Origin of the sequence: Citrobacter sp. Ct235 (assembly GCF_030332305.1) — a bacterium.
Lineage (GTDB): Bacteria > Pseudomonadota > Gammaproteobacteria > Enterobacterales > Enterobacteriaceae > Citrobacter_A > Citrobacter_A telavivensis.
Map to the genome: position 1 here is coordinate 1,207,323 of NZ_JAOWIC010000049.1, position 20,410 is coordinate 1,227,732.

At 51.5% G+C, this 20,410-nt stretch carries 21 protein-coding genes; 13 read left to right on the forward strand and 8 right to left on the reverse strand.

Going from position 1 to position 20,410, the window contains the following annotated elements; genetic code table 11:
* The first annotated feature begins 4 nt into the window (after positions 1 to 4).
* The 7 genes from fliM to rcsA all read left to right on the forward strand — a co-directional run bounded on the left by fliM (position 5) and on the right by rcsA (position 4,519).
* Positions 5 to 1,009 (forward strand): flagellar motor switch protein FliM, encoded by a 1,005-nt coding sequence (fliM, locus tag OGY35_RS22885; RefSeq protein ID WP_152403957.1) that lies wholly within the window; start codon positions 5 to 7, stop codon positions 1,007 to 1,009.
* On the forward strand, positions 1,006 to 1,419 hold the full coding sequence (gene fliN / locus OGY35_RS22890; protein WP_042318274.1) for a flagellar motor switch protein FliN: 414 nt from the start codon (positions 1,006 to 1,008) through the stop codon (positions 1,417 to 1,419). The genes fliM and fliN overlap by 4 nt, the downstream gene beginning before the upstream one ends.
* A 2-nt stretch (positions 1,420 to 1,421) precedes the next feature.
* Positions 1,422 to 1,796 carry a flagellar biosynthetic protein FliO gene (gene fliO, locus OGY35_RS22895; RefSeq protein ID WP_286633530.1) on the forward strand — a complete coding sequence of 125 codons (375 nt, stop codon included), beginning with the start codon at positions 1,422 to 1,424 and terminating at the stop codon, positions 1,794 to 1,796.
* A complete protein-coding gene (gene fliP / locus OGY35_RS22900) occupies positions 1,796 to 2,533 on the forward strand; it encodes a flagellar type III secretion system pore protein FliP (protein WP_043000284.1) in 738 nt (245 codons plus the stop codon). Before fliO ends, fliP begins: the two co-directional genes overlap by 1 nt.
* Positions 2,534 to 2,542: 9 nt before the next feature.
* Positions 2,543 to 2,812, forward strand: coding sequence for a flagellar biosynthesis protein FliQ (fliQ, locus tag OGY35_RS22905; protein WP_042318268.1), 270 nt, complete (start codon positions 2,543 to 2,545; stop codon positions 2,810 to 2,812).
* An 8-nt stretch (positions 2,813 to 2,820) separates the two neighbouring features.
* A complete protein-coding gene (gene fliR, locus OGY35_RS22910; RefSeq protein WP_152403953.1) occupies positions 2,821 to 3,615 on the forward strand; it encodes a flagellar biosynthetic protein FliR in 795 nt (264 codons plus the stop codon).
* Positions 3,616 to 3,895: 280 nt separating this feature from the next.
* On the forward strand, positions 3,896 to 4,519 hold the full coding sequence (gene rcsA, locus OGY35_RS22915) for a transcriptional regulator RcsA (RefSeq protein ID WP_178823464.1): 624 nt from the start codon (positions 3,896 to 3,898) through the stop codon (positions 4,517 to 4,519).
* Positions 4,520 to 4,574: 55 nt separating this feature from the next.
* Here the strand turns inward: rcsA and dsrB are convergent, their stop codons facing one another.
* Positions 4,575 to 4,763: a protein DsrB gene (gene dsrB, locus OGY35_RS22920; protein WP_046481260.1), complete on the reverse strand. Its 189-nt coding sequence runs from the start codon at positions 4,761 to 4,763 to the stop codon at positions 4,575 to 4,577.
* 129 nt (positions 4,764 to 4,892) lie between these two features.
* Here dsrB and yodD point away from each other — a divergent pair, with 129 nt between their 5' ends.
* The gene (gene yodD / locus OGY35_RS22925; protein WP_042318260.1) at positions 4,893 to 5,120 is read left to right on the forward strand and encodes a YodD family peroxide/acid resistance protein; all 228 of its coding nucleotides are present in this window, start codon (positions 4,893 to 4,895) and stop codon (positions 5,118 to 5,120) included.
* Positions 5,121 to 5,410: 290 nt separating this feature from the next.
* Entirely contained in the window at positions 5,411 to 6,226 is an 816-nt protein-coding gene (locus tag OGY35_RS22930) for a mannosyl-3-phosphoglycerate phosphatase-related protein (RefSeq protein ID WP_286633532.1), read from the forward strand.
* On the opposite strand, the gene dgcQ is transcribed toward OGY35_RS22930, so the two are convergent.
* From dgcQ to OGY35_RS22945, 3 genes are all read right to left on the reverse strand, one after another.
* On the reverse strand, positions 6,223 to 7,917 hold the full coding sequence (dgcQ, locus tag OGY35_RS22935; protein ID WP_286633533.1) for a cellulose biosynthesis regulator diguanylate cyclase DgcQ: 1,695 nt from the start codon (positions 7,915 to 7,917) through the stop codon (positions 6,223 to 6,225). The two genes, OGY35_RS22930 and dgcQ, sit on opposite strands and share 4 nt — an antisense overlap.
* Positions 7,918 to 8,047: 130 nt before the next feature.
* A complete protein-coding gene (locus OGY35_RS22940) occupies positions 8,048 to 8,224 on the reverse strand; it encodes a YodC family protein (protein ID WP_178823915.1) in 177 nt (58 codons plus the stop codon).
* Positions 8,225 to 8,299: 75 nt separating this feature from the next.
* Positions 8,300 to 9,217, reverse strand: a complete 918-nt coding sequence (locus OGY35_RS22945) for a DUF808 family protein (protein ID WP_286633734.1) — start codon at positions 9,215 to 9,217, stop codon at positions 8,300 to 8,302.
* A gap of 171 nt (positions 9,218 to 9,388) precedes the next feature.
* Between OGY35_RS22945 and yedA the strand changes: the two genes are divergently transcribed.
* A complete protein-coding gene (gene yedA / locus OGY35_RS22950) occupies positions 9,389 to 10,309 on the forward strand; it encodes a drug/metabolite exporter YedA (RefSeq protein WP_286633534.1) in 921 nt (306 codons plus the stop codon).
* Here the strand turns inward: yedA and OGY35_RS22955 are convergent.
* The 4 genes from OGY35_RS22955 to drpB are packed head-to-tail and all read right to left on the reverse strand — an operon-like array spanning position 10,301 to position 13,253.
* The gene (locus tag OGY35_RS22955; RefSeq protein WP_286633535.1) at positions 10,301 to 10,768 is read right to left on the reverse strand and encodes a very short patch repair endonuclease; all 468 of its coding nucleotides are present in this window, start codon (positions 10,766 to 10,768) and stop codon (positions 10,301 to 10,303) included. The genes yedA and OGY35_RS22955 overlap by 9 nt on opposite strands.
* Complete coding sequence (locus OGY35_RS22960; protein ID WP_286633536.1) at positions 10,749 to 12,182, reverse strand: DNA cytosine methyltransferase; 1,434 nt, start codon at positions 12,180 to 12,182, stop codon at positions 10,749 to 10,751. The genes OGY35_RS22955 and OGY35_RS22960 overlap by 20 nt, the downstream gene beginning before the upstream one ends.
* Positions 12,183 to 12,232: 50 nt before the next feature.
* A complete protein-coding gene (locus tag OGY35_RS22965) occupies positions 12,233 to 12,931 on the reverse strand; it encodes a phosphohydrolase (RefSeq protein ID WP_286633538.1) in 699 nt (232 codons plus the stop codon).
* A 52-nt stretch (positions 12,932 to 12,983) separates the two neighbouring features.
* Positions 12,984 to 13,253 carry a cell division protein DrpB gene (gene drpB, locus OGY35_RS22970; protein ID WP_286633735.1) on the reverse strand — a complete coding sequence of 90 codons (270 nt, stop codon included), beginning with the start codon at positions 13,251 to 13,253 and terminating at the stop codon, positions 12,984 to 12,986.
* A gap of 649 nt (positions 13,254 to 13,902) precedes the next feature.
* Between drpB and ompC the strand changes: the two genes are divergently transcribed.
* The 3 genes from ompC to OGY35_RS22985 all read left to right on the forward strand — a co-directional run bounded on the left by ompC (position 13,903) and on the right by OGY35_RS22985 (position 20,374).
* Positions 13,903 to 15,090, forward strand: coding sequence for a porin OmpC (gene ompC / locus OGY35_RS22975; protein WP_286633539.1), 1,188 nt, complete (start codon positions 13,903 to 13,905; stop codon positions 15,088 to 15,090).
* 589 nt (positions 15,091 to 15,679) lie between these two features.
* The gene (locus tag OGY35_RS22980; protein WP_286633540.1) at positions 15,680 to 18,523 is read left to right on the forward strand and encodes an autotransporter outer membrane beta-barrel domain-containing protein; all 2,844 of its coding nucleotides are present in this window, start codon (positions 15,680 to 15,682) and stop codon (positions 18,521 to 18,523) included.
* Positions 18,524 to 19,153: 630 nt separating this feature from the next.
* Positions 19,154 to 20,374: a tyrosine-type recombinase/integrase gene (locus OGY35_RS22985; protein ID WP_286633541.1), complete on the forward strand. Its 1,221-nt coding sequence runs from the start codon at positions 19,154 to 19,156 to the stop codon at positions 20,372 to 20,374.
* Positions 20,375 to 20,410: the final 36 nt, after the last annotated feature.

The following is a 20,410-nucleotide window of genomic DNA, read 5'->3' on the forward strand; positions in this document are numbered from 1 at the left end:
AGACATGGGCGACAGTATTCTCTCTCAGGCTGAAATCGATGCGCTGTTGAACGGTGACAGCGACACGAAAGACGAGCCGACTCCGGGTATCGCGGGCGAAAGTGAAATTCGCCCGTACGATCCCAATACCCAACGTCGTGTGGTGCGCGAGCGTCTGCAAGCGCTGGAGATCATCAACGAACGTTTTGCCCGTCAGTTCCGGATGGGGCTGTTTAACCTGCTGCGTCGTAGCCCGGATATTACCGTGGGCGCGATCCGCATTCAGCCGTATCACGAGTTTGCCCGCAACCTGCCGGTGCCGACCAACCTGAACCTGATCCACCTGAAGCCGCTGCGCGGTACGGGTCTGGTGGTGTTCTCGCCAAGCCTGGTGTTTATCGCCGTCGATAACCTGTTTGGCGGTGACGGACGCTTTCCGACGAAAGTGGAAGGCCGCGAGTTTACCCACACCGAGCAGCGCGTTATCAACCGCATGCTGAAACTGGCGCTGGAAAGCTATAGCGACGCGTGGAAGGCCATCAATCCGCTGGAAGTGGAGTACGTGCGTTCTGAGATGCAGGTGAAATTTACCAACATCACTACGTCGCCGAACGATATCGTGGTTAACACCCCTTTCCATGTCGAGATTGGCAACCTGACCGGTGAGTTCAACATCTGTCTGCCATTCAGCATGATTGAGCCGCTGCGCGAACTGCTGGTGAACCCGCCGCTGGAAAACTCCCGTAATGAAGATCAGAACTGGCGCGACAATCTGGTGCGTCAGGTTCAGCACTCCGAGCTGGAGCTGGTGGCGAACTTTGCCGATATTCCGCTGCGCCTTTCTCAGATATTAAAACTGCAACCCGGCGATGTGCTGCCGATTGAAAAACCAGACCGCATTATTGCTCATGTGGACGGTGTGCCTGTACTGACCAGCCAATACGGCACGGTTAACGGTCAGTACGCGTTACGCGTGGAACATTTGATTAACCCGATTTTGAATTCGCTGAATGAGGAACAGCCCAAATGAGTGACATGAATAATCCGTCTGATGAGAACACTGGTGCATTGGACGATCTGTGGGCTGACGCGTTGAACGAGCAAAAAACGACCACCAGCAAAAGTGCTGCCGATGCCGTTTTCCAGCAGCTTGGCGGTGGCGATGTCAGCGGCACGCTGCAGGATATCGACCTGATCATGGATATTCCGGTCAAGCTGACCGTCGAATTGGGCCGCACGCGCATGACCATTAAAGAGCTGCTGCGCCTGACGCAGGGCTCCGTGGTGGCGCTGGACGGTCTGGCGGGTGAACCGCTGGATATCCTGATCAACGGCTATCTGATCGCCCAGGGTGAAGTTGTGGTCGTTGCCGATAAATACGGCGTACGCATTACCGACATCATCACCCCGTCCGAGCGTATGCGTCGTCTGAGCCGTTAGTCATGAAAACCCAGGCCACTGTTCAACCGCCTTCCGCCGTCCCGGGGTCCCCCCTGATGCAGGTTAGCGGCGCGCTGTTGGGCATCATCCTGTTGATCCTGGCGGCCGCCTGGATCATCAGACGTCTGGGCTTTGCGCCGAAAGGCAGCCATGCGCGCGGACTGAAAGTTTCCGCCAGTACCTCGCTGGGTCCGCGCGAACGTGTGGTGATTGTCGAGGTTGAGGACGCGCGACTGGTGCTTGGCGTCACGGCATCAAACATCAGTGTGCTGCATACCCTCCCCCCGGCCCCTGTTGTGCCAGAAGAGACGCCGTCTGCTCCTGCCGATTTTCAGGCCATGATGAAGAGTTTGCTTAAGCGTTCCGGGAGATCCTGATGCGCCGTTTGTTATCCCTTACGCTGACCGGTTTATGGCTTATCAGCCCCGCCGCACTGGCGCAACTTCCCGGTCTGGTGAGCCAGCCCCTGCCTGGCGGCGGTCAGAGCTGGTCGCTTCCCGTACAGACGCTGGTTTTCATCACCTCGCTGACCTTTATTCCGGCCATTTTGCTGATGATGACCAGCTTTACCCGCATCATCATCGTCTTCGGCCTGCTGCGCAATGCGCTTGGTACGCCGTCTGCACCGCCAAACCAGGTGCTGCTGGGGCTGGCGCTGTTTCTGACCTTTTTTATCATGTCGCCGGTCATCGACAAGATTTACGTCGAGGCGTATCAGCCATTCAGCGAAGAGAAAATCTCGATGCAGGAAGCGCTGGATAAAGGGGCACAGCCGTTGCGTGAATTTATGCTACGCCAGACCCGCGAAGCCGATCTGGCCCTGTTCGCCCGTCTGGCAAACAGCGGCCCGCTTCAGGGGCCAGAAGCCGTACCGATGCGCATTTTGCTACCCGCCTATGTGACCAGCGAGCTGAAAACCGCTTTTCAGATCGGCTTTACGATATTCATCCCTTTCCTGATTATCGACCTGGTGATAGCCAGCGTACTGATGGCGCTGGGGATGATGATGGTTCCTCCGGCAACCATTGCCCTACCGTTCAAACTGATGCTGTTCGTGCTGGTTGATGGCTGGCAACTGCTGGTGGGTTCGCTTGCACAAAGTTTCTACAGTTAGAGGCAAAAAATGACACCCGAATCGGTCATGATGATTGGCACCGAGGCCATGAGAGTTGCCCTCGCCCTTGCCGCCCCCCTGCTGTTGGTCGCGCTGGTGACGGGGCTTATCATCAGTATCTTGCAGGCCGCCACGCAGATTAACGAAATGACGCTGTCGTTTATCCCGAAAATCGTGGCGGTGTTTACGGCTATCATCGTCGCCGGGCCGTGGATGCTGAATTTGCTGCTGGATTACGTGCGCACGCTGTTCACCAATCTGCCGTACATCATCGGATAAGACGACGGATGTTGCAGGTAACCAGCGATCAATGGCTGCAGTGGCTAAGCCTCTATTTCTGGCCGCTGCTGCGCGTACTGGCGCTGATCACCACCGCACCTATCCTCAGTGAACGCGCGGTCCCTAAACGGGTGAAACTGGGACTGGGGATCATCATCACCATCGTCATTGCCCCTTCTTTGCCGCCTAACGATGTGCCGATTTTTTCGTTTAACGCGTTATGGCTGGCAATGCAGCAAATCCTGATCGGCATCGCGCTGGGCTTTACCATGCAGTTTGCCTTTGCGGCGGTGCGTACGGCGGGTGAGATTATCGGTTTGCAGATGGGGCTTTCCTTTGCCACTTTTGTCGATCCGGCCAGCCACCTGAATATGCCGGTGCTTGCCAGAATCATTGATATGCTGGCGATGCTGTTGTTTCTGACCTTTGACGGTCATCTGTGGCTGATTTCACTGCTGGTTGACACGTTCCACACCCTGCCTATTGGCGGCAATCCGGTGAACAGCAACGCGTTCCTGGCGCTGGCCAGAGCGGGGAGTCTGATCTTCCTCAACGGCATGATGCTGGCGCTGCCGGTGATCACTATGCTGCTAACGCTGAACCTGGCGCTGGGATTACTCAACCGTATGGCACCGCAATTATCCGTATTTGTGATTGGCTTTCCGCTCACCCTGACCGTGGGTATCACCTTAATCGCGGCATTAATGCCGTTGATTGCGCCGTTTTGCGAACATCTATTTAGCGAAATTTTCAATTTATTAGCTGATATTGTTAGTGAATTACCCGTTAATAATAGTCCATAATGTTTATCGTGTTTTTCTAAGGATTATCCGAAAGTCATTCAGTAAAAACATCTACCAGGATAACTCTCACGCGCTTTATTTGTTTTTATCTCTCTCACATAACGCAACATTTACTTTACTTTAAGACAATTCCAGGCAAATTATACGTAACTTTACGGGATAGTAAGTCCGCCTGAAAACCGCATAAGCGTCTCATTAGGTGAAGCATTCGATTCCGTTAAGTTGTGATGAGATATTCAGGTAAGGGGAATTATCGTTACGCATTGAGTGAGGGTAAGCCATGTCAACGATTATTATGGATCTATGCAGTTACACCCGGCTAGGTTTGACCGGGTATCTGGTAAGCAGAGGGGTGAAAAAAAGGGAAATCAACGACATCGAAACCGTTGACGAACTCGACATCGCTTGTGACACACACCAACCTTCTGTGGTGTTTATTAATGAAGACTGTTTTATCCATGATCCAGCCAACAGTCAGCATATAAAGCAAATCATTAATCAGCATCCCAATACGCTATTTATTGTTTTTATGGCAATTGCCAATGTCCATTTTGATGAATATCTATTAGTCAGAAAAAACTTATTGATCAGTTCAAAATCAATAAAGCCAGAATCACTGGACGATCTCCTTGGCGATATTCTGAAAAAAGAGACGGACGCCGCCGGGGTAATAAATTTACCGACGTTATCATTAAGTCGTACTGAGTCCAGCATGCTGCGCATGTGGATGGAAGGCCAGGGAACAATTCAAATTTCAGATCAAATGAACATCAAGGCGAAAACGGTGTCATCCCATAAGGGGAATATAAAACGAAAGATAAAGACGCATAACAAACAGGTTATCTATCATGTCGTCAGACTGACCGATAACGTGACCAACGGTATATTTGTTAACATGCGATGAGACGTCCCGACTGGTGGATGTCCCACCAGCCGGGTTTACATCGATCGTCGTAATCCTACTCAACCTTCTCCACAAAGATACCATCCTGATGCCCTGATTCGTTAAAGAACCAGATGCCGAGCGGGTAGTCTTCCAGCGAAACCAGGTACATTGTGCCTTCACTAAACTCTTCCACTGCCAGTACCACGCCAGGGCGACGAGAACCGCCGTCCGTTTTGACTGTAACCCGATCATTCACCTTCATCATTATCCTCCTGTGGCTTTGTGCCAGTGTAGAACAAAAACCGCCGCCTGACAGCGTCTGACCGGTTCAATTGCGGGTTTTCTCAACGGTCTATACTTAGTCTGTGGCACGGTTAATGACGAGGTTGAAATGAAGACCGCGAAAGAGTACAGCGATACCGCAAAACGTGAAGTCAGCGTCGATGTTGACGCGTTGCTGGCGGCGATTAATGAAATCAGCGAGAGCGAGATTCATCGTAGCGGAAACGACCCGGACAGGGTCAGCGTGGATGGTCGCGAGTATCATACATGGCATGAATTAGCCGAGGCGTTTGAGCTGGATATCCATGACTTTAGCGTCACGGAAATTAATCGCTAACCGGCAGCGAAAAAAATCCCGACCCTGGCGGGTCGGGATGAAACTTGCTTATGCAAGAAGCACTTGAAAATTCGTTACACCAGGAAATCTGATGTACGCTAAACCTTATCCGCAATTTTTTTGCATGACAAGTAAATATTTTTCAGACAAATGATTAATCCTTCTAATGGTTAGGGCGGACAGGCTGTCAGCGCTCATGATGACGGGATCGATCCCAATTCCCTGTCAGGCAAAATACCCTGTTTTTAGGATTTATCCAGAATACCGCGACTAACGTGACGGGAATAAAAATGCTTTCACTCGACGCTCCACTGCTGATTTTTACCGATCTCGATGGCACGCTGCTGGACAGTCATACCTATGACTGGCAACCCGCTGCCGACTGGCTCGCTCGCCTGCGTGAGAAAAATATTCCCGTGATCCTGTGCAGCAGTAAAACCGCCGCAGAGATGCTGCACATCCAGAAGTTACTCGGCTTACAAGGACTACCGCTGATTGCTGAGAATGGTGCCGTGGTTGAACTGGACAGCCGCTGGCAGACGCATCCTGACTTTCCGCGTCAGATCGTCGGCGCCTCACATGCTGAAATTAGCGCCGTACTGAGTAAACTTCGTGCCCGCTCCGCGTTTAAATTCACAACGTTTGATGATGTCGATGAGTCCACGATCGCCGAATGGACCGGCTTGTCGCCTGCCCAGGCCAGCTTAACGCGCCTGCATGAGGCCTCTGTCACCCTGATCTGGCGCGACAGCGATGAACGCATGGCCGAGTTTGCCCGACAACTAAACGATCTGGGATTGAAGTTTGTCCACGGCGCCCGCTTCTGGCATGTTCTGGACATCACATCAGGAAAAAACTCTGCGGCGAACGGGCTGATTGATCTCTATCAGCACCAGTGGAAGAGACGCCCGGTCACCGTTGGCTTCGGCGATGGCCCGAACGACGCGCCTCTGCTTGACGCGATGGATTACGCGGTGATCGTCAAAGGACTGAATCGCGAAGGGGTGGTTTTACGCTCCGACAGCGCGGTGCAGGTTTACCACACACAGCATGAAGGGCCCGAGGGCTGGCAGGAGGGTATGACCTGGCTGTTCACCGCGCCTTAGCCCCGATCCGCCGCGCAAACCCGGTTACGCCCCGCCTGTTTTGCCTGGTAGAGTCTGCGGTCCGCCAGCGACTGGAGTTGCTCAAAATCGTAGTCCCCGGTTTCCTGGGTGCCACTCACCCCGAGTGAGGCACTTATCCGCAGCGTTGCGCTTTTCGCCACCAGAATCTCTTTCTCATTCAGCCGCTGGCGGATACGTTCAGCTATCTGCTCCGCCTGCGCCAGAGACGTTTCTGGCAGAACCACACAGAACTCCTCCCCGCCCACGCGGCCGGCAACATCATAAGTACGCAATGTGCCGCTGATTAAACCTGCGGCATGCGTTAACACCCGATCCCCGGCCTGGTGGCCAAAACGGTCGTTGATGCTTTTGAAGTGATCCAGGTCGATCTGAATAACCGACAGCGGTTGTTTTTGCGTTCGACAACGCTGGGTCAGCTGTTTGGCTTTTTCAAACAGCGCCCCGCGGTTATACAAGCGGGTCAGCGTATCGTGCCATGCCTGCCACTGAAGTGAACTTTGCAGCACAAACATATTGCTGACCATATGGCGAATAACCACCCAGGAGATGATCAGCATCGCGGTGAACAGCGCCCACAGTAACGCCAGCGCAATACTGATGCTGCCGAAATCGCCGTGTACTCCTTCGCTTAAGGTATGTACCCGCACCAGCACACCATCAAAATGGTCCAGCCGTTCCCAGCTAATATAGCGGCTCCCCATGCGCAAACCACCTACAGTATCCTGCTCAATATCATGCGCCAGCATCGCCAGTTCGCGCTCGTCAAACGTCTTTGCATTTCTCAGTTCCGGCGTTGAGGCTGCCAGCAGTTTCAGTTTACTGTCGTAGAGTTGGTACTCCCCTTCCACATCCTTGTCGATAGCCTCATCCATAAACCGTTCTACCGCTGAAACGGGGATCGTCATCGCCAACACCCCGAGCCAGTAATGGTTGTTATCCAACGGTACACTGACGGTTACACGCTGTTGCTCATAGCTGAGTTCGGGTGACGGCGAGGTAAACCAGCGCACGCCGCGCGTCCGGTTTTTTCGCTGCGACTGCTCGGTAAACCAGGGTTGAATCACGTAGTCGTAGTAGCGGGTGGTAATTTCGCTCGAGAGCGATGTCGGCAGCGTGGAGACGTAAAATCCCGCGCGTGAGACATACATCGCCTGTAGGGACAGGGACGCGCGGGTGATCGCCAGGCGCAGCAGATAGCCGACTTCCAGCGCGGCAGTCAGTTCGTTATCCAGCGATTCGTTGTCACGCGAGAGCAACTGTGTTTGATTCACAAACGAATCAGAAACGCCATTCAGCGGCAGCGTTCGTCGCTTATCCAGTTCTAGCTGCCAGACGCGCGAATGACGTAACTGTTCAAAATGGGTAACCGCATCTTTTAAGACGGAAAATCCCAGTGGGGTGATCAGCGCCTCGTGCATCCCGTCACGCAGAAACAGCAGTTTATCCACATTGAATTGCAGTTGCTTGTCGAGGGCGTTGGCGACATTTTCCAGATGATTGCGCTGGCTTGAGATATAAGCGTCTTCCAGGACAACCACTTCCCGCCAGGTCAGCAGGGTTGAAAAGAGCATGACGATCAGAAAACAGAGATTCACGACATGGCCAGGGCCGAGTCGCCGCGCCAGCGTTTTCAGCCAGCCCCAGTTTTCCATCGTTGTTTCGTGCGGCACTCTGACCACTCCCTACTCGCGATTGCTTTCCTAATCCTGGCATAACTCAGTACGTTACGTATTATGGCCGTCACGTATTTTTTGAATTTAAGAAAACGCCCGACAGTCGCCGGGCGTTTAGGCATCAGGCTCATTCACACCGTTGTCTGGCATCACCGGAAACGAGCTCATTCTCATGGAATGCTTCTCGCTTGACGCCAAACCCATCATACCACCGACACTCCACCATACCGCTGGAATAGCCGGTGACAATCATGCGTGGACCGCCCTCTTTCACAGTCACTTCCTCACTGACCGAAAAAACCATGTTACCTCCTGTATACAGTGAACGTTTTCACCTTAGACGAGGATGTCTGGTTTTGCCTCATTGTGGGGAAGACTTTTAGTGCGCCACCCCGCGCACTCTGGCCACGGCTTTTACCAGCAGCACGACGATCGCGCCGATGATAAAGCCCAGCACCAGATTAAGAAGCGTCGGCAAAATCAATGCCACCACGGCGCTTTGCTGTTGGGCGAACTGTTCAATGACATGATGTAACGGCGCAACGCCGTGCACCACAATCCCGCCGCCCACCAGGAACATCGCCAGCGTGCCAACCACCGACAATGATTTCATCAGCCACGGCGCGACAACCAGCAAACCTTTACCTAACGCCTGCGCCAGCACGCTGGTTTTTTCCGCCAGCCAGTAGCCCATGTCATCCAGCTTAACAATCAGTCCGACCAGGCCATAAACGCCAATTGTCACCACCAGCGCGATCCCCGACAGGACCAGCACCTGATTGAGCAACGGCGCCTCGGCCACAATCCCCAGCGTGATCGCCACAATCTCCGCAGAGAGAATAAAGTCGGTTCGCACCGCGCCTTTGATTTTATCTTTTTCAAACGCCAGCGGATCCTGCGCCGCCAGCGCTTCCAGCCGCCGTTGTCGTTCAGCCGGATCTTCTTTGTGTTTTCGCGATTCGAGGGTATGCAGAACTTTCTCCACCCCTTCAAAACAGAGGAAGGCGCCGCCAATCATTAACAACGGGGTAATAGCCCAGGGAATAAAGGCACTGATGAGCAACGCCAGCGGCACAAGGATCACTTTATTGACGAGCGAGCCTTTCGCCACGCTCCAGACCACCGGCAGCTCACGATTCGCTCTAACCCCCGTCACCTGCTGCGCGTTAAGCGACAGGTCATCCCCCAGAACGCCAGCGGTTTTCTTCGCGGCCAGTTTGCCCATCATCGAGATGTCATCCAACAGCGTGGCGATATCATCGAGTAAGGTCAGTAAGCTACTTCCTGCCAAAATTATTCCCTCATTTTTTTCTTCTTGAAGCGTTAAGTATGGAGTAAAACGCATAAGCCTGAAACTGGCATCATTCGTCAACATTTTTCTAACAAGATGCGTGAATTATATCGCTCGCCAGTCCGATAGTTTTCGCGTTTACTATGTCGCTTGTTAGCGTTTCTCACGTGAGGGATTATGCGTTTCAGGCAGTTGTTACCGCTTTTCAGCGCACTGTTCGCGCTGTATATCATCTGGGGTTCCACCTATTTCGTCATCCGTATCGGTGTGGAGAGTTGGCCGCCGCTGATGATGGCTGGCGTCCGTTTTCTCGCCGCCGGGGGAGTGTTAACCGCCTTTTTACTGTTGCGCGGTCATAAACTTCCGCCGCTTCGCCCGCTGCTTAACGCAGCGCTGATTGGCATTTTACTGCTGGCCGTCGGCAACGGCCTGGTCACGGTGGCAGAGCATCAGGACGTCCCCTCCGGCATCGCGGCGGTCGTGGTGGCAACAGTCCCACTGTTCACCCTGTGCTTCAGCCATTTCTTTGGCATCAAAACCCGCAAGCTGGAGTGGATGGGGATTGCCATTGGCCTGGCGGGGATCGTGATGCTCAATAGCGGTGGCAACCTGAGCGGCAATCCGTGGGGGGCGATATTGATTCTGATTGGTTCAATCAGTTGGGCGTTTGGTTCCGTCTACGGTTCCCGCATTACACTGCCGACAGGAATGATGGCGGGCGCCATTGAGATGCTCGCCGCCGGGATCGTGCTGATGTGTGCTTCGCTTATCAGCGGTGAAAAACTGACCGCGCTACCGTCACTGTCAGGCTTTCTGGCGGTCGGCTATCTGGCGGTGTTTGGATCCATCATCGCCATCAACGCCTATATGTATTTGATCCGTAACGTCAGCCCCGCACTGGCAACCAGCTACGCCTACGTGAACCCGGTCGTTGCGGTGTTACTGGGGACGGGACTGGGAGGTGAACGTCTGGCACTGATTGAATGGCTGGCGTTGGGGGTTATCGTTTTTGCGGTGGTTCTGGTGACGCTGGGGAAATATCTTTTCCCTGCCAAACCGACGCTTGACGCGGTGGAAAACGAAAAAACGTCACAGTAAATGCATCCCCTGAGTGTCGATCTGCGCGGGCGCGCCTCCGCCGCAGATCCATTCTTCAAGACGTTCAGACAGCGCAACGTCAGCGAGCTTCTCCCGCCCTCGTAATGCACATTCCCAGACGATCAGCACCCGCCAGCCCAGTACCTGCAAACGCTGGATATCACGGCGATCGCGCTCCACGTTTTTACCGATCTTATCCAGCCAGAAGTCTGTGCGCGTAGCCGGCACTTTAAACAGGTAGCAATGATGGTGATGCCAGAAACAGCCGTGGGTAAAAATCACGCAGCGGTATTCATCCAGTACAAAATCAGGACGCCCAGGCAGCGATGCATCCTGAACGCGATAGTCGAGTCCCTGCTCCGCCAGCAGTCCCGCCAGCCGTTTTTCGATGGCAGTATCGCGGGTCGCGATGGCCCGCATATTTTTACTGCGCGTTGCCTTATCGTGAACGTCCGCCATGCACGTTCTCTTGCTGGCGTAACGCGACAGCCGCTTTAATTTTCTCTTCCAGCAACGTCGCCACGGCGGCGAATGCGGGCACCACGACGGAGTTACCAAACTGGCGATAGGCCTGGGTGTCAGAAACGGGGATACGGAACTGGTATCCCTGCGGCGATTCAAAACCCATCAGCCGCGCGCACTCTCTCGGGGTTAAGCGACGTGGACGATGCTGCTGGTTTTGCGGATCGTCGAAGTTTACTTCCCCGGCAGCAAAATCCCAGCCACGGTCGATCAGGATTTCTGCACCATCTTTGTAATAGCGCGCGGAAAGCGTGCGCGTCACACTATTCGGATTCGCGGGATAGACCATGCCGTAGCCAAAACCGTTGCCTTTCGCCTGATGCTTTTTCGCGTAGCGGTAGAGATATTTCCACAGCACGGGCGTCAGTACATATTTGGCTTCGACTACCGGTTCTAACAGCTCCGCCAGAGTAGTGCGCCGCTGAGGATAACGCGTCCTGATATCACGCAGGGTAAAATCGCGCTTCAGATTCAGATCGCGACGAAATCCAACCAGCACAATACGTTCCCGGTGCTGTGGCAAGAAATGTTTGCCATCGATAATTTTCGGATCGTCCGGGCCGTTATCCTCTGCATCAGCGACGTCGTAGCCCAGCTCATCCAGCGTTTGCATAATGATGCGGAACGTTTTGCCCCGATCGTGACTCTTCAGGTTCTTCACATTTTCCAGAACGAAAATCGGCGGACGGCAGGCGTCAATGATGCGCACGACGTCAAAGAATAGTGTTCCCTGGGTATCGCAGGCAAAGCCATGGGCTCGTCCCAGCGCATTTTTCTTCGACACGCCGGCAAGCGAAAATGGCTGACACGGGAAGCCTGCCAACAGGACATCGTGCTGAGGCACATGCTGGCGAATATGTTCTGCCGCCTGACTGTCGCTAACGCCTTCGTGATGGCTGAGCGTGATATCGCGAATGTCTTCATTAAAATGGTGGCTCGCCGGGTCGCAGTAATAGTTGGCTTTATAGGTGCGCACCGCATGTTTGTTCCACTCGCTGGTAAACACGCACTGCCCGCCTATCGCTTCAAATCCGCGACGAATACCGCCAATGCCAGCAAAGAGATCAATAAACCGAAAGGCATAGTGAGGATGGTGCGCAGGCGGCGTGGGCAACAGAGAGCGTAAAAACGCCGACTCTCGTTCGCTTAATCGATGCCATGCCGAGGCATTCGCCACCACGCGTTTTAAAATAGCCGGACTCCAGTGGTTCTCGCCGATTCCATTCAGGTGAGCCACCAGCGTTTTAACATCATAAATTTCCAACAATTTCGCCAACAGCGCCTGCACAGTTTCTGCATTGCTGTCTGTCGCGGGAACCAGCGAACCTGTTACTGAAAGATTTTGCTGCATATCGTCAACCGGCCAAAAAAGAGTGTCGTCAGGTTAACATAAAATTGGCTTTACGAGTGGCCGGGGCGAAATGCGTGGATCACCACAGGATCGACAGACTCATACTCCCCTTTTAGCTCAGCACTCAGTTTTGCCATGTAGTTTACCAGGAACGCCGCATTATGCCGGGCCAGTTCACGTCCACGCTCGGTTTGCATGGTACCGGGCAACGCCAGTAGTTTGGTCTGGAAGTGATCGAGGGCAAACTGTTTATCGTTAAGCGCACGCCGCTCTGCAAAGGGATCTTCACCATCAAAAAGCGCCACGCCTAACGCGCCTGAAACCGCAAAGACCCGTGCCAGCCCTATCGCGCCCAGCGCCTCAAGCCTGTCAGCATCCTGAACGATTTTTGCTTCCAGAGTAAGCGGGACAATGTTCGCGCTAAAACTGTGGGCCTCGATCGCATGGCAAACCGACGCCAGTCGCGGTTCGGGGAAGGTCGGAAAATCCTGGATGAGGATACGGCGAGTTTCAGCAGCCGCCAGAACCGACGAGCGATGGCGATTAGGATGATTTTTGGCAAGACTGACAATGTCATGGAAATAACAGGCTGTCAGCACGACCAGCCCATCTACGTCCTGTCCTTCCATCAGTTTCCGGGATGTTGCCCAGACGCGGCGAAAATGAAAGATATCATGCGCGGTATCCTGCCGGGTGTGATGGTTACCTAGCCACGCTTCAAATTGTGATTGCCAGTGCTGAAGATCCACATTGCCTCCTGTACGTTAAGAAACGCTACAGTAGCAAGTTTCTCCCGTGTCTTCACGTTGGCTGACGGCGCGGACGCGTATACCAGGCGATGCCGCCGAGGATCAATCCCACCAGCCCGAGGACCAGAAAACCCAGCAGAGCGCCCATCCATCTCCCACTGGTTGAGCCAAGTGAGCTTTCGAATCCAGCAACCTGAATCGACTCGATGTGGCTGATCACCCACACGTAGCGAAGCATGGCCCAGACAAAGTAAACGCAGAAAGCGTAAAACACCCACAATGCCAGTTTTCCGCCCAGACTCCGTGTTGCTCTTTCTTCCATACTGCTCAAAGGAAACTCCATTTTTGTAATGTGACTCAAAAAAGATCATTGCTCATTTTTGTGATTATAATCACATTTTTATGTTATGTGTGCCACAACACCACCGCCAGTCATTGATTTTGCATATGTATTGATCCAGGGCAATTTTAGTTATGTCACCAAAATCCTCTGCTACTCCCCCTGATATTAATAATCCCCCAGCTTTCCGTTTATTTTCTCATACGGCAAACAAGCAAAACATTCACCCCATCATCCTGTTTTCTTTTTTATATTATCCATATCATTATGAACGAGTCATTAGCCTTTTTATCGTTAAATTAACTTGTTTTTATAACCAGCTCCTATGCCAGTTTCTTTATTATTACCCCAGACTGATTGATATACGCTTATTCAGTAATTATTCAAATGATTGATGCTATCAAATAGAATCATAAGCATTTGATATAACACCATAATAAATGTGAATGATTTTTAAATAAACCATATAAAATTAATTATAATAAACTAAAATGAAATATTTGGAAATATTTAAAATACAATTGTTACATGTTATTTTTAAAATAAAATGAACTCTATAGAATAGTATCCAACGTGTTCTTCTGGAAAGGGGAATATATTCACGCGAATTATCATCATAAGGGAAAACATAATGAAAAGAAAAGTATTGGCAATGCTTGTTCCTGCATTACTTATTGCTGGCGCGGCACATGCAGCTGAAGTCTATAATAAAGATGGCAATAAAGTAGATCTCTACGGAAAAGTGGATGGTCTGCATTACTTCTCTGAAGATGCTGGCAGCGATGGCGACATGTCCTACGCCCGTCTTGGCTTCAAAGGCGAAACCCAGATCATGGACCAGCTGACCGGCTACGGTCAGTGGGAATACAACATCCAGGCCAATGGTACCGAAGGCGACAAAGGCGATTCCGCAACTCGTCTGGCCTTTGCCGGTTTAGGTTTCGGCCAGAATGGTACCTTTGACTATGGTCGTAACTACGGCGTGGTTTACGACGTAGAAGCCTGGACCGATATGCTGCCAGAATTTGGTGGCGACAGCTACACTCAGACCGATGTGTATATGCTGGGTCGTACTAACGGTGTTGCCACCTACCGTAACAAAGATTTCTTCGGTCAGGTTGATGGCCTGAACTTTGCGCTGCAATATCAGGGTAACAATGAAGGTTCAGGCGGATTCGCTGGGCAAGAAGGTTCTGGTAACAGCACCAACCGTAAGCTGGCTCAAGAAAACGGCGACGGTTTCGGTATATCCACCTCCTACGACTTTGACTTTGGTCTGAGCCTGGGCGCGGCTTACGCCAATTCCGATCGTACCGATAATCAGGTTACGCGTGGTTACGGCGATCGTTCCCATGCCAACAACTATGCTGGCGGTGAAACAGCAGAAGCCTGGACCCTGGGTGCGAAATACGACGCGAACAATATCTATCTGGCCACGATGTATGCTGAAACCCGCAACATGACTTACTACGGCGGTGGCAAAGGTGAAGCAACTGGCGGTATCGCTAACCAGACTAAAAACTTTGAAGCGGTCGCGCAATATCAGTTCGATTTCGGTCTGCGCCCATCCATCGCCTACCTTGTATCTAAAGGTAAGGAACTGGGTGGTCAGGATCACGATGGTGATGGTAACGCGCGTTACACCGACAAAGATCTGGTGAAATATGTTGATGTAGGTATGACCTACTACTTCAACAAAAACATGTCTACCTACGTTGATTACAAAATTAACCTGCTGGACAATGATGACCACTTCTATGCAGACAACGGCATCGCGACTGATGACATCGTTGCGCTGGGCTTAGTGTATCAGTTCTAATTTCCAGAATGATGTCAGGCCCGCTTCCGGCGGGCTTTTTTGTACCTCTTATACTCATTCCACGGCAGAATTCCCGCTTTGACCGTACGCGAAACCGCATCTGAGCATGGTTTGGTAAAACTCCCGCGTAGAAATTCACTCACCAAAAGAGACTGCTGATATTTTTGCATTTTCTTATTATTAAGAATGTAAAAACAGCCAACACTTTATTGCTCCGGTTTAAAATAAAACAATAAATTAGAAAATTCGACAAACAAATAAGACTTTTACCAAAATATTTATCCAATGATATTGCCGAACTTTTTGACAACATTTTTTGACCTATTTATAGTCACTGCATGGAATAAAGTACGACGGCAGGCATGAGAACAGTTTATTCTTAACGCACTCTCGCAAGAGGGAAGCTAAAAACCCCTTAATTTTCAGCCTTTCTGATGACACCCGGCAATAGAGAACTATTCTCCGGCCTCTCGTCTTAACCGCATCATATAAATAACCCGGTGATGATGGGAGAAAACATTATTGCCCCACGTATGCAAAATGACAGGGTTCATAGTACCCGCAGTCTGCGGTACTATACAGGAGTAGTATGAGCATCAAACAACACAATGAAAATACTGGGGCCGATCGCCTCACTGAATTTAAAATACGTTCTGCCTCAATTCAACTGGCGACGATCGGCGCTATTGGTTTGAATGCCATTGTCTTTTCGCCATTAGTGGTTGCTGCTGATTTAGGCAGTCAAAATGGTACCAATATTACAGTTAATGATGGTGACAGAATTACAGGAGATAACGTCGATCCTAACGGGAGCATCTATGGCGTAATGACCCCTACAGGCAATACTCCTGGCAACATCAACCTGGGTAATAATGTTACCGTCAATGTCAACGACCCCTCCGGATATGCAAAGGGGATCATTCTTCAGGGTGACAACAGCACCCTGACAGCTAACCAACTGACAGTAAACGTTGTCGGTCAGACCGCTGCCGTCGGCATTACCTTAAATGGTAACTATACGCATGCTGACTTAGGTACGGGCAGCACCATTAAAAGTAACGGTAACGGCGTCATTGTTGGCCATAGCTCTACGCTATTAGCCAGCCAACTCTCCATTGAAAACGCGAACGGAACAGGCTTAAGCATCAACGACTATGGCAGCAGTGCCGATCTTGGTAGCGGAAGCCAAATCAAAACCGAGGGTGGCTCAGGGGTTTATATCGGTGGTCTCAACGGTAATTCAGCCAACGGTGTTGCACGTTTTACCGCGACAGATCTGACGATCGATGTTCAGGGTAACAGCGCCTTAGGCATAAACGTACAGAGAAACTCTGTTGTCGACCTGGGAACAAACAGCATCATTAAAACCAATGGCAGCTATGCGCACGGCATCTGGAGCTTTGGGCAGGTTAATGCGAGTGGACTCACAGTGGATGTGAATGGTACTGACGCCAATGGAATTGAAGTGCGTGGTGGAACGACCACTATTGGTGAAGGCAGCCACATTTCTTCCGCCCTGGGGGGTGGGCTCGTGACCAGCGGCACAGGCGCAACGATCAATTTTTCCGGTTCGACAGCGCAACGGAACAGCATACTCTCTGGCGGTTCTTACGGTGCCTCTGCCCAGAGCGCAACGGCCGTTATCAACTTGCAAAACACCGACATTACGGTGGATCGCAATGGCAGCCTGGCGCTGGGTTTGTGGACACTTGGCGGCGGTAAAATAACCGGTGATAATCTGAGCATCACTGGCGCGGCGGGAACCCGGGGGGTTTACGCCATGACTAACAGCCAGATCGATCTGACAAACGATTTGGTCATTGATATGAGCACGCCCGACCAGATGGCCATCGCGACTCAACATAACGATGGCTATGCTGCCAGTCGAATCAACGCCTCGGGACATATGCTGATCAATGGCAGCGTACTTTCCAGAGGTGGGGTGATCAATCTGGACATGCATTCCGGATCTGTCTGGACGGGTTCCTCCTTCAGCGACAATGTCAATGGCGGGACACTGGACGTCGCAATGGATAATAGCGTCTGGAACGTGACGAGTCATTCCAACCTCGATACGCTGGCGCTGACTCATTCAACCGTCGATTTTGCCAGCCACGCCTCAACCGCCAGCGCATTTACCACGTTAAACGTCGCGAACCTGAGCGGTAGCAGCACTTTTGTTATGCGTGCCGATGTCGTTGGCGAGGGGGATGGCGTTAATAACGCAGGAGATTTACTGAATGTCAGCGGAAGCAGTGCCGGTAATCACGTATTGACCATCCGCAACCAGGGCAGCGAGGCGACAACGGGAAATGAAGTCCTGACCGTTGTCCAAACCCCCGACGGTGCGGCCTCATTCACCGCCTCTTCTCAGGTTGAGCTGGGGGGATATCTGTATGATGTGCGTAAAAATGGGACCAACTGGGAACTTTACGCTTCCGGGACAGCTCCGGAGCCGGTTCCTGATCCAACACCAGATCCGGCTCAGCCTCCCATCGAAAAACCCTCTCCCGCGCCTAAGCCAACCACGACCGCAGATGCTGGCGGCAATTATCTCAACGTCGGTTATCTGATGAACTATGTCGAAAACCGCACGCTGATGCAACGGATGGGCGACCTGAGAAATCAGAGCAAGGAAGGTAATATCTGGCTTCGCGGTTACGGGGGAAGCCTGGACTCTTTCGCCAGTGGCAAACTGAGCGGCTTTGACATGGGTTACAGCGGTATACAGTTTGGCGGAGATAAACGTCTCTCTGATGCAACGCCGTTGTATGTGGGTCTGTTTATTGGTTCGACGCGCGCGTCGCCAGACTATCGCGAAGGCGATGGTACTGCACGTTCAGACTACATGGGGATGTACGCCAGCTACATGGCACAAAGCGGATTTTACAGCGATCTGGTTGTAAAAGCGTCACGCCAGAAAAATAGCTTTCATGTACTGGACAGCCAGAACAACGGCGTTAGCGCCAGCGGTAGCACCAACGGATTCAGCGTCTCTCTGGAAGCCGGGCAGAAATTCAGCCTGAACCAACCATGTCATGGGTTCTATATTGAACCACAGGCCCAGTTCACTTACAGCGACCAGAATGACATGGATATGAAGGCGAGTAATGGCCTCAATATCCATCTGAGCCACTACGATTCGATGCTGGGGCGTGCCAGCATGGTACTGGGGTATGACGTCACCGCAGGTAACAACCGGTTGAATATGTATGTGAAGACCGGTGGTATCCGCGAGTTTTCAGGGGATACAGAGTATCGGCTGAACCGCTCCCGGGAGAAACACAGCTTCAAAGGTAATGGCTGGAACAACGGCGTGGGTGTGAGTGCACAGTTCAACAAGCAGCACACGCTCTACCTCGAAGCCGATTACACGCAGGGAAATGCTTTTGATCAGAAGCAAGTCAACGGCGGATATCGCTTCAGCTTTTAAGCGCGATGCGGGTAGTGAAGCCGGGATGGGTGGATAAAACATTGTCCTTAACACGAGCTAAAAAGCGCCAGAAAGTGTCATCATTATTTGAAATATATCAATTTCAAAACAATCAACAGAATGCGAAGGTGCGCCAACACCTCTGCATCTTCCACCGCAATGCAGTTGATGCAACACCGTTTCACAGGCACGCTTAAAAGCGCCCTGGCGGGCACAACTGCGACCAGGTCTCGCCAGTTTGCACATTATGGGTGAAAGCGGACGCAGACCACAAAATGAAACATCAGGTTCATGTTCAGGATCGCAAAGTCAGAATATTCACAGCCCTGTATCTTCCTGTTTTGGGTAAATCGGAAGATGATGATGGCGCGAAAAACACCGGATGGGTATACCAACACAATACCAAGTGTGACGGGCGTCGTTGAAAGGAACGTAGCTAACTGCTTGAATAGTGGCGGAGAGAGGGTCTAAATTTTTAGTGTTCGATAACGCCCACCTAAGTGCTATTTTTCCTTTAAAAACAAAATATTGTCATTATTTTTTTGTTCGGTAGTGTATTGCTACTGTGCAAATAATCAGCTATTTTATGCAGTACCGTATGTATGGCGGGTTGTATGACAGGATTTTGCTATGCCAAAGAAGGCCAAGGAACTCTCAGGACTCGTCGTATCACGATTAAAATCCGAAGGTATGTATGCCGTAGGTGGTGTGGATGGTTTATACCTTCGCATCCGGAATCAGTCCCGTGCATGGGTTCTTTGCGTGGCTATGGGGACCCGAATCAATAATCTCGGTAGAACAGTTCCAAGACGTTTGAATATGGGGCTTGGCCCCTACCCGGAAGTATCCTTAGCAGAAGCGCGTGACAAAGCGCGTGAGCTACGTAAACAAATCCGTAATGGTATTAATCCCCTTCAGGAAAAACACGAGCAAAAAGCCCGGCAGGAAATACTGGCCCGGAAGAAAAAGACCTTTGCCGAATGTTGTGAAGAAGTGCTGGAAGTCAAAAACAGTGAGATGAAGAACAAAAAGCATCTCGCTCAATGGCGTTCCACACTGGAGACCTATGCCTACCCTTTCATTGGCAAAAAGGCCGTTAGTGAAATCACCAAAGTTGATCTTCTGGCAATACTGGAACCTATCTGGTTAACCAAGAATGAAACTGCTAGCCGTCTACGTGGACGTATTGAAACAGTAATTGATTATGCCAAGGCCAAAGAATACTTTGAAGGTGATAATCCTGCAGCATGGAAAGGTATGCTGAAACCTCTCCTGCCTCAGCCAAGTAAAGTTCAGGTCACCAAACACCATGCCGCTCTTCCCTATAACCAGATCGGCACCTTTATGAAAGAGTTGCGTGAACGAAGCGGCGTTTCTCCTCGTGCGCTTGAGTTTGCCATACTGACCGCAGCACGCTCAGATGAAATTCGTGGTGCCGAGTGGCCAGAGATCGATCTTGAAGGTAAAACGTGGACCATACCCGCCAGTCGAATGAAAGCAGCGAAGGAGCATCGAGTTCCTCTGTCTGATGCTGCTGTTGCTCTTTTAAAAGCTTTACCACGCTTTAAGGGTATAAATTTTGTATTCCCTGCCACTCGGAAGGGACAACTCTCGGATACGGCTTTACTGGCAGTCCTAAAACGAATGGGATACACCGATTTAACGCAGCATGGTTTTAGATCGACATTCCGTGATTGGGCTGGTGAAACGACCAACTACCCGCGTGAAGTAATTGAACATGCGTTAGCTCACCAGTTGGCAGATAAGGCAGAGGCTGCGTATCAACGTGGGACGTTATGGCCTAAGCGGGTGGCGCTGATGGATGATTGGGCGGGGTATTGTATTTCTTAGACATACTTGCGGATGACAAAAGCTCAACTTCCTTTA